This is a genomic window from Thermaerobacter composti (assembly GCF_033582035.1).
Taxonomy (GTDB): domain Bacteria; phylum Bacillota; class Sulfobacillia; order Thermaerobacterales; family Thermaerobacteraceae; genus Thermaerobacter; species Thermaerobacter composti.
In genome coordinates this window covers 1,174,711-1,186,123 of record NZ_CP132508.1, presented here as the reverse complement: position 1 = coordinate 1,186,123, position 11,413 = coordinate 1,174,711, and the positions used below count along the sequence as shown (strand labels likewise).

The following is an 11,413-nucleotide window of genomic DNA, read 5'->3' as shown; positions in this document are numbered from 1 at the left end:
TCCGCGGTCAATCCTCCTGCTTCACCGCCACCCGTCCGCGGTAGTAGCCGCAGTTCGGGCAGACGCGGTGCGGCCGCTTGGGCTGGTGGCACTGCGGGCACTCCACCAGCGCCGGGGCCGTCAGCTTCCAGTGGGTCCGCCGCTTGTCCCGGCGGGACTTGGACGTCTTATGCTTGGGAACCGCCATGCTCGGCCTCCTCTCCCCTGCCGTGCTGGCGCAGCCACAGGTCCAGGACCGCCAGCCGCGGATCCACGTCCTCGTCGGCGCAGTCGCACGGCCCTTCGTTCAGGTTCTTGCCGCACCGAGGGCATAGCCCGCGGCATCCCAGCCGACACAGGTGCTTCCAGGGCATCGCCAGCAACAGGCTCTGGCGGATCCCCTCCCGCAGGTCCACGCGGTGCTCGTCGTAGTAGGCGACCCGCGTCTCCCCCGCGTCGTCGGGCTCGGCGTCGGGGTCGGCGTCGACCGGACGCGGTCGGTACTCCTCCTCGTACCGGGTCCGCAGATCGGTCTCGAAGGGCTCCAGGCACCGGTCGCAGGTCAGCCGCGCCCGCGCGGCCAGATCGGCCTCCAGCCAGATCCGCCCCTCGCCGGTGTGGGTCAGGCGGTACTGCAGGCGCACCGGGCCCCGCGCCCCGATGTCGCCGCCGGGCACCGGGATCGGCTCGATGGCGGTCACCACCGTGCCCCGGGCCTGAAGCCCGCGCTGCCGGGTCAACGGCTCGACGTCGATGACCAACGGGTCGTCCATGGTCTCCCTTCCCTCGCCGCACCAGGCGACGCGCGCACCATGAGGGTGCGCGACGCGACCGGCCACGCGATGGTTCGCTACGCAACGCGATCATTATAGGGAGGCCGCGGCGGCCGTGTCAAAAAGGCCCGCCCGCACCCCGCGCCGTCCGGCCCTACCCGCAGGGCGGCCCCTGCCCCCCATGGCGACACAGCCACGCCACCGCCTCCGCCAGGCTGGCCACCGGCACCACCCGGAGACCGGGGGATCCGGCCGGCCCCGGCCCCGCCGACCGACGGGGCGGCGGCGAGGCCTGCTCGTCCGCGTCGGCCTCCGCAGGGACGAACAGGACGTCCAGGCCGGCCGCGGCGGCCGCCGCCCGCTTCTGGGCGAGGCCCTCGACGGGTCCCACCCGCCCCGCGGCGGAGATCGTCCCGGTGGCGCCCACCCGCCAGCCGCCGGCCAGCCGGCCCGGGGTCAGGGCGTCCACGGCGGCCAGGCCCAGGGCGAGGCCCCCCGAGGGACCCGCCACATCCCGCGGCAACCCGAAGCGCAGCGCCGGCGGGGGCCGGATCCCCAGCAGGGACGCCGCAGCCCGCACGGCGGCCTCCTGGCTGGCGGCCAGGGCGCGCCGCTGGACGGCCTTCACCTCCGCCTGCGTCCGCCCGCCCAGGGCGCCGGCGGGGACCAGGGCCTGGTGCCGGTTCGTCAGCACCGACCAGGCGTCTCCCAATCGGGCCGGGCGTGCCGCCACGGTGACCATCCAATAGGATGTGGCCGTGGGCGAGCGACCCGGTGCGACCGCGACCCGCACCGGGATGGCGCGGCCCGGCTCGATCAGCAGCCAGGGAACGGGAAGCCGCGCCGCCAGCGCCCCCAACGCCACCGCCGCGACCACCGGGGCCAGCCCGCGGGCCCGACGCAGGTCTCGCCGCCCCGCATCGCCCGCTGGCCGTGCGGGGCCGCTCCGCCGAGGGGACCTCGCCGCCTCGCCCGGTGGCCCTACGGCGCCGCTCGGCCGGGCGGGCCGTCCCGCCTCCCCCGCGCCGCCCCGCGGGCGCGCCGCCGCGTGGCCCCTCGCCTGGCGGTGAAGCAGGCCCACCCGCATCACGCCCCGTCGCGTCATCGGCGCCGGGCGTGACCCGCTGGCCGGCGGTCAGGCCCGTCCACCCGCATCGCGCCCCGCCTCCTCCTCGGCGCGTCCCGCTGCGCGCATCGGCTCGCCGCGCCGCCCCCACCGGCCCGGCCGATCCGGTCCCGCGCCGCCACGGGGCCCGCCGCCCCCGCCCGCCGCAGGCCCCGCCTATCGCGGGCGCACGGCACCGCCTCCGGCGCCGACCCGACGGCCGGGTCTACCGCCCCCACCGCGTCCATATACATGCTGGTGCGTCCCGCCCCGAACCATGCCGCCAGAGCCGGCGGCCGTCCCGGGGCCGGGCGCGCGGCGCGGTGGCCGATCCTGGGGCGGCTTCCCGGCGGGCCCGCCCCAGGATCGGCGCGGGGGAGTGCCCGTGCGCGAGTCGCCCTTGACCCACCTGCTGGTGGCAGCCGTGGTGGTCCTGGTGGTCGCCATGGTGGTCTACCCCGAGACCGCCTTCTCCGCCGCCGTGGCCGGCCTGAAGGTGTGGTGGGACGTGGTCTTCCCCGCCCTGCTGCCCTTCTTCATCGGCGCCCAGATCCTGATGGCCCTCGGCGTCGTCCACTTCATGGGCGTGCTGATGGAGCCCTTCATGCGGCCGCTCTTCAACGTCCCCGGCGCCGGCGCCTTCGTGGTCGCGGTAGGGCTGGCCAGCGGCTATCCCCTGGGCGCCGTGATCACCAGCCGCATGCGCAAGGACGGCCTGCTGAGCAAGACCGAGGCCGAGCGCCTCATGAGCTTCAGCAACACCGCGGACCCGCTCTTCATGGCGGGCGCCGTCGCCGTGGGCATGTTCGGCACCGCCGCGGTGGCCGGCCCCATCATGGCGGCCCACTACGTCGGGGCGCTGCTGACGGGTCTCGCCCTGCGCTTCTGGCGGGCGGGGCAGGATCGCAGCGAGGCGCTGGGCGGGCCCGAGGGCTGGATCCTCGCCCGGGCGTGGCACGCCATGGTGGCGGCCCGCCGGGCTGACGCCCGACCCTTCGGCCAGGTCCTGGGCGACGCCGTTCGCGACTCCATCAACACCCTGCTGCTGGTGGGCGGCCTGATCATCTTGATGTCCGTGGTCATCCAGGTGCTGGACCGGGCCGGCGTCCTCCCCGCCCTGGGCGGTCTCTTCCTGCTGGTCCTCCACCCCCTGGGCCTCGATCCCTCGCTGACCCGGTCGCTGATCAGCGGGCTCTTCGAGCTGACCCTGGGGACCCAGGCCGCCGCTCAGGCGCTCGCGCCGCTGACGGACCGCCTGATCGTGGCGGGCGCCGTCATCGCCTGGAGCGGCCTGTCGGTCCACGCCCAGGTGGCCGCCATCATCCAGGGGACGGACCTGCACATCGGGCCGTACATCGCGGCACGGCTCCTCCACGCCGTGGCCGCCGGCGCCGCCACCGCCCTCTGGCTCGCCTGGTTCCCCCCGGCGATGCCGACCCTCGTCCCGGCCCTGGCCTGGGCCGCCCCGGGCCCCACCGCCTGGCTGGGGCGCCTTGGCGCGGCGATGGTCCAGTTCCTCGGTGCCGTCGGCGGGCTGGCCGTGCTGGCCGCCCTGGTCCACCTGGTGCGCTCCCGCCCGCCCGCCGGCTCCCGCTGAGCTCGCGGCCCCGGCGTCGCCCCGCCCCTGCTCCGCCGGGGGGCGGCCTGAGGCCGCACGCCGGCCACCCCCCGCCGCCGGCCTCGCCCCCAGCCCGTTCAACCGCGGGCCGGTTCGTCCCACCGCGGATCCTCGCGCCCCTCGGCGGCCGGCTCCTCCGCCTCGCGGGCGGGCGCCGCCTCCTGGCCGGCCTCGTCCCCCCGGACGCGACCGGCCGCTCGCAGGGTCGCCTCCAGCTCCTGACGGCCCTCGGCCACGGTGTCCAGCGCCTTGCGCAGGATGCCCTCCAGCCGATCCAGCACGTCGGCCGCATAGGCGTTGGCGGACGCCCGCAGCTCCCGGGCCCGCGCCTCCGCCTGCGCCACGATGCGGCGAGCCTGCTCCTCGGCCTTGCGGGTGATCTCCGACTCCCGCGCCAGGCGCTCCACGTAGGTCTCCGTCTGGCGCACCATGGACTCGGCCTCCGCCCGGGCCTGCTGCAGCAGCCGCTCCCGGTCGGCCAGGAGCCGGCGCGCCCGCTCCACCTCCTCCGGGACCAGCCGCCGCAGGTGATCGAGGAACGAGTAGACGTCGTCCTCGTCCAGGATGACCTTGCTGGTCAGGGGGAGGCGGCTGGCCTGGTGGACGAACTGCTCGAAGTCGCGGATCAGCACGTACAGATCCCGTTCCGGGGCGGGCTCGTTGCCGGCCACCGTCATCGCCTCCTCCGCTCGGCGGCCCGGGCGGCGAGGGCCGGCCGCACCACGTCGGGCACCAGGCCGGCGGGATCGACCCCGTAACGGGCCAGCTCCTTGACGATGCTGGAACTCAGGTAGGCGTTCTCCGGCCGCGTCATCATGAACAGGGTCTCCAGCTCGCCCGCCAGGTGCTTGTTGATCTGGGCCATCTGGAACTCGTACTCGAAGTCGGAGACGGCGCGCAGACCCTTGACGATCACCCGCGCCCCGTGGCGCCGGGCGTATTCCACCAGCAGGCCGTCGTAGGCGTCGACGGTCACGTTGGGCAGGTGCGCCGTGGCCTGACGGGCCAGCTCCACCCGTTCCTCGGGCGTGAACCAGGGCTGCTTCGCGGAGTTGACGAAGACCGTCACCAGGACCTTGTCGAAGAGTCGGCTGGCGCGCTCGATGATGTCCAGGTGACCGTTGGTGATGGGGTCGAAGCTGCCGGGGCACAGGGCGACGGTCATGGGGTCTCTCCCTTCCCCTCCACGACGGGGCGGTAGAAGCTCAGCGCCGTGTCGCCGTAGCGCCGAGCGTCGACCTTCACCAGGCCGCCCGCGCGGTCGGGCAGCGACTCCCGCGGGTCGTGCTCCACCACCATCCAGCCGCCGGCGGTGACCAGCCCCCGCTGGCCCACCGCCGCCACGACCCGCGGGGCCAGCCCCTGGCGGTACGGCGGGTCGGCCACGACCAGGTCGAAGGTCCGCGAGCCGCCCGCAAGTTTCGCAACGGCGGCCAGGGCATCCTGCCGCCAGACGACGGCGCTCCCCCCCGGGGCGAGCCCGAGGTCCCGCAGGTTCTGCGCAAGCACCCTGGCGACCCGCGGGTCGGCCTCCACCAGCAGGGCCTCGCGCGCCCCGCGGCTGAGCGCCTCGATGGCGAGGCTGCCGGTCCCGGCGAAGAGGTCGAGCACCCGTGCCCCCTCCACCGACGCCCCCAGGATGTTGAACAGCGCCTGGCGCACCCGGTCCGTCGTCGGACGAACCTGCCGACCGGGGGGCACCCGCAGGACCCGCCCTCGCCAGCGGCCGCCGGTTACCCGCATACACCAGGCCTCCCTGGAATTTCCACAGGGGATCCCGTCGGTGGCGTGCATACCGCCGGTCCGGCTCCCCCATATTATCGACTGCAAGAGCTGCGGAGGCCAATCCGTCACGGATCCTCCCCAAGGCTCTTCCTCCGGTTTCTCCTCTCCCGGCAGGCGGCGGGGACGCGCCAGCGCCCCGCCGCCTGCTTTGTGGGCGGCGGCGGGCGCCGGCGTCGTCGGTGGCGGCGACGCCAGAGCGGCGGCGGGCGTCAGCGCCCGCCGCCGGGCACGGCAGGAACGGTCCCGCCCGGTGCGGGGGCCCCCGCGTACCCGCCCGGGAAGCCCTGGGCGACCTGTCGCGCCATCGCGGCCGGGGCCGCGGGCACGGCGTACCAGTTCCGCTCCTGCAGGTACTGGAACAGCTCGAAGGCCATCTCGGCGTGATCCCGTGCGATGTCCAGCAGCGTGCGCCGGACCTCGGGGTGGGCCGCCTCCAGCGCCGTCCACGTGGCGGTGAGGCAGGCGTGCTTGTTCATCTCCAGGCACCCGAGGGCCAGGGCGCGGTCGCCGACCCGGCGCCCCGGGGCCGGCGCCGGGCGGTAGGGCTCGAAGGCCTGGAAGCCCTGGGTGAGGTCCGGGGCCGCCGGCGCGCCGCCGGTTCGACCGTCCCCGCTGGCGCGGTAGTCGCCTTGCGGGAGCTGCGGGGATCCCTGGCCCCGGGCCCGGTCCAGCAGCCACTGGAGCTGGCCGTAGTGGCGCCGGTACACCTGGCCGTGCCGCTCGAGGATCTGGCGGAGGCGGTCGTCCTGGGCCATGGCCTGCTCGGCCTCGGCTCGCTCGATCAGGGCGGCGTGGGCATTGAGCAGTTCCGGCAGGTTGAGGAGCTCCTTCTGGCTCAGCAAGGCTTTCCCCTCCAATTCGGAAAGGCCCTCCGCCCGTCCAGGGCGGGAAGGGGCCCGAGGTCGGTCGCCGTCACGACGTGAAGACCGGGGGCGAACCCGCTTCAGGGCGCCGGGCTCGTCCCCTCGCGTCGGGAGAGGGTGCTGCGCACCCGGCTCCACGGTCCCAGGGGGATCGGCCCGCTCCCACCTCCTTTCGCCGCCGCACCGGCCCGCCGCCCCGGGGCCTGCGGCTGGGATCCCGGCCCCGGCGCGACCGCGCCCAGGTGGGGCCGGGCCGCTCGGGCGTCGGCTCCGGGGCGGCGAAGGGATGGGAGGAGCACGTCCTGGCGCAGGAGGGCGACCACCAGGGCCAAGACCCCCGCCACGGCTGCGGCGCTGCCCAGGTAGACGACACCGCGCCCCGCGCCCAGCAGGAGCCCGAAGGCCGGCGGCCCCAGGGCGGCCCCGAAGAACCGCACCGTCCCGTAGAGCGCCGTGACGCCCCCCCGTTCGGCCGTCTCCACCGCGCCGGTGATCAGGGTGTTGATGGCCGGCAGCGTGAGGCCGTACCCGAGCCCCATGACGCTGATGGCCGCGACCCACGGCCCCAGGGCCCGCGCCCAGAACAGCGCCGCCGTACCTCCCGTCAGGAGGGCCAGCCCGGTGACGACCACCGCCTTGAGGTGGCGGGCCAACCGCCCCTGGAGGACGATGCCCGTCAGGTAGGCCGTGACCGTGGCCACCGCCACCGGGATCGCCACCACCAGGCCCTTGGCGAAGCCGCGGATGCCGAAGGGACGCTCCAGCAGGTCCGAGTAGACGCTGAGCAGCCCGAAGAGCATGAACAGGGCGGTGAAGCCGACCAGGAAGCAGACCGCCAGGGAGACCCCCTTGGCCCGGAAGATGCCGCCGATGCGCCGCAGGTAGGGGCCCGGCGCCGGGGCCTGGGGCCGACGGTTGGGCTCGGGGACCAAGAGCCACAGGCCCAGGGCGGCGAGGGCCGCCAGCGCCGGGTAGGCGAAGAACGGCGCATACCAGCTGACCAGGGCCAGGGCCGAGCCCAGGATGGGGCTGGCGATCTTCCCCAGGCCGTTGCTGGCCTCCATGATGCCCATGGCCCGCGGCCGCGCGTCCCCGGTGAACATGTCGCCGGCGGCGGCCAGGGCCACCTGGTACATGCCCCCGGCCGACAGCCCCTGGAGCACGCGCCCGGCCAGGATCCATCCGTAGGGATCCTGGGCGAGGAGCGGGGCGAGGCCGGCGATCAGCCCCCCCAGTCCGAACCCCAACAGCCCCGGGATCATCACCGGCTTGCGTCCCCAGCGGTCCGAGAGATACCCCCCGATGGGGATGAACAGGCCGGCCGGCACCGAGAACGCGGTGATGACCAGGCCGATCTGGAACAGGTTGCGGTCCATGGCCGCGCCCATGGCGGGGAGCACGGGGATCAGCATGGAATTGCTCAGCACCATCACGAAGGGCACGCTGCAGAGCACCGCAAAGGCCAGACCCGTGGGGTCGCGGCGGCGCGGCACCGGTGTCACCTCCGTCCCCCGGCTCGGCCGCTGGCTCGGCCGCTGGTCGGCTCGGCCGTTCGCCGACGCGGCCGCCGGCCGGCCCTGGCGCCCGCGGGCCCGGCCGTCGCCCGACGCCGCGGTGGGGGTGAAGCCCTGCCGACGCGGCGGGGGCGGGGCCTTGCCGGCGCCCGCGGCGAGGCGGGCAACCGCCGTCGCGGCAGCCGCGGCGGTGCGGGCGCGGCCGTCCCGGCCCCCGCGGTCCCACCCGGGGTTCCCGGGGTGCGGCGGCTCGGCCGCAGCCACCGGGCCGGCGCCGGCTCGGCGCCGGTTCCACCGCCCGCCTTGCCCCGGGTCCCGTCGGCTCGGCCAACCCCGGTGGCCCCGCCGTCCGCCTGTGGCGTGGGCCCGCCGTCCGCCTGTGGCGTGGGCCCGCCATCTGCCTGTGGCGTGGGCCCGCCATCTGCCTGCGTCATGGGCCCGCCGCCCGCCCGGGCGCAGGGGGTGGCCATGGCGATCCGCCCCCGGCTGTCCGTGGCTCCGCCGGGCCGGCGGTCAACGGGCATAGTCTGCCCGCCGCCCCGCGGCCACGGCGCGGTACCCTCTGGCACGGCCACCAGCGGCCGTCGGGCGCAGCGGGCCCCCGTCCCGACGGGCCCCCGATGAGCCTCGGCAGCGTTGCGGCGCGCCGAACCAGGCCCCGCCGCATCCCCGGGACTAGCGGCGCGGCGGCGGGGAGACGTTAAGAGCACGAGGACGGAGGGATCGCCCGTTGGCAGGATCGCGCAACGACGGGAGCACGCCCCCCGGCGGGCGGGGATGGCGGGGGGCGGCCCGCGGCACCGGGGGCCGTCGCGCCGGCGGGCGGCCCCCGACGGCACGCCTCCCGCTGCGGCCCCCGGCCTCCGCGCCGGCCGGCGGCGGCCCGCCGCCCGGCGCGACCACCGAGGCCGCGGTCCACCGGGTCGCCGGACCCGCCCGCGACGGCGGGCCGCGGGGCCACGGCGCGGGCGCCGCGCCCCCGCCCGATCCCGCCGGCGCCGCCACCGGCGCCGGCGGGATCGGTGCGGCGCCGGGTCTCGTGCGCACCGATCTGGCCCTCGAGGCCATCGGCGCCTCCCAGCCGATGCCCGGCGTGCGCGTGGAGGAGGAGCGCGGCCAGGGCTACGTGGTCACCCGCGTCACCGTCACCACGCCCGAGGCCGCCCAGAGACTGGGCAAGCCGCCGGGCCGGTACGTGACCATCGAGTCGCCGGGCTTCCGCAAGCGCGACCGCCAGCTCCAGGAGCGGGTGGCCAACGTGCTGGCCCGCGAGCTGGGGGCCATGCTGCCCGACCGGCCGGACGCGTCCTTCTTCGTCGTCGGGCTCGGCAACTGGAATGCCACCCCCGATTCCCTGGGACCCGAGGTGGTGCACCGGCTGCTGGTCACCCGCCACCTGCAGGACTACGTGCCCGCCGACCTCAAGGGCGGGCTGCGGTCGGTGGCCGCCCTGGCGCCGGGCGTCCTCGGGCTGACGGGCATCGAGACCGGCGACGTGATCCGCGGGATCGTCCAGCAGATCCGCCCGGACGTGGTGATCGCCGTGGACGCCCTGGCCGCGCGGAACATCGAGCGCATCATGACCACGATCCAGATCGCCGACACCGGCATCCACCCCGGCTCCGGCGTGGGCAACCATCGCGCCGCCGTCACCCGCGAGACCCTGGGGATCCCCGTGGTGGCCATCGGCGTGCCCACGGTGGTCCACGCCCACACCATCGCCTACGACACCCTGGACGCCCTGACGCGATCCCTGCAGGAGCAGTCGGCGCTGTTCCGCACCCTGGGGCAGATGCCGGAGGCCGACAAGCGCCGCCTGATCGAAGAGGTGCTGGGACCCGCCGTCGGCGACCTGATGGTGACGCCCAAGGAGATCGACGTGTTCGTGGAGGAGATGGCCACCGTGGTGGCCAGCGGCCTCAACGCCGCCCTGCACCCGCGTCTGGACGAGATCGACCTCTCGCCCGTCTTCACCTGATCCCCGACCCCGGGTGCCGGCCGCCCCCACCCCTGGGCGCGGGCCGGTTCGTCCGCCGTCGGCGGCCTGGGGCGCCGGCCGCCCGGGCCGGCCCAACGGGGCGCCGCCCATGCCCGCCGGCTGCCGACAGCCGCCTCCATCCCGCCGGTCGCGGTCCAGGGCCCGCCTCGCGCCGGTGGCGGCGTCCGCTGCGGGCGCCGGTCCAGGCCGTGGGAGCCGGGGCTCGCCGACCGGCGCCCCACGCCGGCGCCCCACGCCGCCGGCCCACGCCGGCGGTCCGCGACGCCGCGGCGGCAGGAAGGGGCGCCCCGCCGGGCGAACCAGGGCGGGGTTGGGCGGAGGTGGCCCCGTTGCCCGTCGGCGTCTACGTCGTTGCCCTCGTCGCCTGGCTCTACTTCGTCGCCCTGGACATGCTGGCCACCGGTCTGCCCCTGGCCCTGGCGGCGGCGGGGGCGGGCGAGGGCTGGATCGGCCTCCTGGCCGGCTGGATGGGCCTGGCGGCCATGATCCAGCGGCCGTTCCTGGCCGCGTGGGGGGACCGCCACGGCCACGGGCGCCTGCTGGTGGCCAGCCTCGCTGCCGCGGTGGCCGGCGCCGTGCTCTTCGCCGTGCGCCCGGAGCCGGGCGCCCAGCTCCTGGCCCGCACCCTCCAGGGCACGTCCCTGGCGGGGCTGGTGGTGGCCAGCCAGGCCCTGATGGCGGCCCTGGCGCCGGTCCCGCGGCGTGGCCGGGCCCTGGCCCTCCAGGGCCTGGCCGACACCGGCGGCGTGCTGGTCGGCACGAACCTGGGGGAGTGGGCCTGGCATCATCTCGGACGAACCGGCCTCTTCGCCGGTGCGGCGGCCGCGGCCGGCGTCGCCCTGGGGCTGGCGGTGGCCGGTCGTCGTGCGGTCATGCCCAGCGCAGGCGGCGGGCCCGCCGGCACGGGCCCGGCCCGGGCCGCGGTTGGTCCCGGTGCGGCCGCCGGTGCGCGGCCCGCCCCGCGGCCGCGAACGGCGCTGGCGGCCGCCCGCCCCCGCGCCCGGCGGGGTGGGGAAGCCGGCTGTCGGCAGCCGGCGGCGCGGCCTGGGGTCCTGCCGCTGCCGTCCGCCTTCCTGCTCCTCGGCGCCCTGATCGGAGCGATCTTCGGGACGGCGCTCAACCTGACGGCGCTCCATGCCCAGGCCGCGGGGTTTCGCGCCGGCGGATGGCTGGCGGTCTTCGCTCTGGTGGCCATGGCGGCGCGCTACGCGGCGGGCACGGCCATCGACCGCGCCGGCGGGGGGACGGCGGGCGCTTCGGCGCCAGGGATGGCGGGTGCGGTCCGCCCGGCCCGGCGGCTGCTGGCGCCGGCCTTCGGCCTGATGGCGGCGGGCGAGGCCCTGCTGGCCGCGGCGTCCGGCGGCCCTGCCGGCTACGGCGTCTACGCCGCCGCCGTGGTCGTCGCCGCCGGCTACGGCATCGCCCACACCGCCCTGGTGGCGGCCGCCGTGGGCGGCGCCCCGCCTGGCCGGCGCGGGACCGCCGCGGGCTGGTTGGCCAACGCCATCGACCTCGGGGTGGGCGCAGGTCTCGCTGCCCTGGGCTGGGTGCTGGAGCGGTGGTCGTTCCCCCTGATGTACGGCGCCCTGGCAGGGGCCGCGGGGCTGGGCGCGGTCCTGGGTCTTGCCACCCGGGGTGACCGGCTGCGGCCGGAGGCCGGCGCCCGGCCATAGCCGCCGGGCCGCCGCCCGGCTCGGCCGTCGGGACGCGCCGCCGCGCAGGGGCCCCGCAAGGGCAGTCCCGCGGTTCGTCCCCCGCCGAGGGGCTTTCGCGGATG

General features: G+C 76.8%; 11 protein-coding genes. 3 read left to right on the top strand and 8 right to left on the bottom strand.

The features are described 5' to 3' along the window. Positions 1 to 7 precede the first annotated feature (7 nt). The 3 genes from rpmF to Q5761_RS04610 all read right to left on the bottom strand — a co-directional run bounded on the left by rpmF (position 8) and on the right by Q5761_RS04610 (position 1,617). Positions 8 to 187 (bottom strand): 50S ribosomal protein L32, encoded by a 180-nt coding sequence (gene rpmF, locus Q5761_RS04620; RefSeq protein WP_135225284.1) that lies wholly within the window; start codon positions 185 to 187, stop codon positions 8 to 10. After that, positions 168 to 752, bottom strand: a complete 585-nt coding sequence (locus Q5761_RS04615) for a YceD family protein (RefSeq protein ID WP_318751364.1) — start codon at positions 750 to 752, stop codon at positions 168 to 170. The genes rpmF and Q5761_RS04615 overlap by 20 nt, the downstream gene beginning before the upstream one ends. A gap of 154 nt (positions 753 to 906) precedes the next feature. Continuing rightward, a complete protein-coding gene (locus Q5761_RS04610; RefSeq protein ID WP_243123268.1) occupies positions 907 to 1,617 on the bottom strand; it encodes a S16 family serine protease in 711 nt (236 codons plus the stop codon). Positions 1,618 to 2,242: 625 nt separating this feature from the next. Between Q5761_RS04610 and Q5761_RS04605 the strand changes: the two genes are divergently transcribed. Further along, entirely contained in the window at positions 2,243 to 3,454 is a 1,212-nt protein-coding gene (locus Q5761_RS04605) for a nucleoside recognition domain-containing protein (protein WP_135225282.1), read from the top strand. Between the two features lie 98 nt (positions 3,455 to 3,552). On the opposite strand, the gene Q5761_RS04600 is transcribed toward Q5761_RS04605, so the two are convergent. The 5 genes from Q5761_RS04600 to Q5761_RS04580 all read right to left on the bottom strand — a co-directional run bounded on the left by Q5761_RS04600 (position 3,553) and on the right by Q5761_RS04580 (position 7,616). Next, a complete protein-coding gene (locus Q5761_RS04600; RefSeq protein WP_318751363.1) occupies positions 3,553 to 4,152 on the bottom strand; it encodes a hypothetical protein in 600 nt (199 codons plus the stop codon). Beyond that, complete coding sequence (gene coaD / locus Q5761_RS04595; protein ID WP_318751362.1) at positions 4,149 to 4,640, bottom strand: pantetheine-phosphate adenylyltransferase; 492 nt, start codon at positions 4,638 to 4,640, stop codon at positions 4,149 to 4,151. Before coaD ends, Q5761_RS04600 begins: the two co-directional genes overlap by 4 nt. Next, positions 4,637 to 5,218, bottom strand: coding sequence for a 16S rRNA (guanine(966)-N(2))-methyltransferase RsmD (gene rsmD / locus Q5761_RS04590; protein ID WP_135225279.1), 582 nt, complete (start codon positions 5,216 to 5,218; stop codon positions 4,637 to 4,639). Before rsmD ends, coaD begins: the two co-directional genes overlap by 4 nt. A gap of 251 nt (positions 5,219 to 5,469) precedes the next feature. Next, the gene (locus tag Q5761_RS04585) at positions 5,470 to 6,102 is read right to left on the bottom strand and encodes a spore coat protein (protein ID WP_135225278.1); all 633 of its coding nucleotides are present in this window, start codon (positions 6,100 to 6,102) and stop codon (positions 5,470 to 5,472) included. 101 nt (positions 6,103 to 6,203) lie between these two features. After that, on the bottom strand, positions 6,204 to 7,616 hold the full coding sequence (locus Q5761_RS04580; protein WP_318751361.1) for an MFS transporter: 1,413 nt from the start codon (positions 7,614 to 7,616) through the stop codon (positions 6,204 to 6,206). 751 nt (positions 7,617 to 8,367) lie between these two features. Here Q5761_RS04580 and gpr point away from each other — a divergent pair. Beyond that, complete coding sequence (gpr, locus tag Q5761_RS04575; RefSeq protein WP_243123265.1) at positions 8,368 to 9,615, top strand: GPR endopeptidase; 1,248 nt, start codon at positions 8,368 to 8,370, stop codon at positions 9,613 to 9,615. A 350-nt stretch (positions 9,616 to 9,965) separates the two neighbouring features. Further along, positions 9,966 to 11,309 (top strand): MFS transporter, encoded by a 1,344-nt coding sequence (locus tag Q5761_RS04570; RefSeq protein WP_318751360.1) that lies wholly within the window; start codon positions 9,966 to 9,968, stop codon positions 11,307 to 11,309. Positions 11,310 to 11,413 lie beyond the last annotated feature (104 nt).

Bases quoted from the DNA above. Each gene is read 5' to 3' on its own strand.
- rpmF (WP_135225284.1), bottom strand. From the start codon at position 187: ATGGCGGTTCCCAAGCATAAGACGTCCAAGTCCCGCCGGGACAAGCGG.
- Q5761_RS04615 (WP_318751364.1), bottom strand. From the start codon at position 752: ATGGACGACCCGTTGGTCATCGACGTCGAGCCGTTGACCCGGCAGCGC.
- Q5761_RS04600 (WP_318751363.1), bottom strand. From the start codon at position 4,152: ATGACGGTGGCCGGCAACGAGCCCGCCCCGGAACGGGATCTGTACGTG.
- coaD (WP_318751362.1), bottom strand. From the start codon at position 4,640: ATGACCGTCGCCCTGTGCCCCGGCAGCTTCGACCCCATCACCAACGGT.
- rsmD (WP_135225279.1), bottom strand. From the start codon at position 5,218: ATGCGGGTAACCGGCGGCCGCTGGCGAGGGCGGGTCCTGCGGGTGCCC.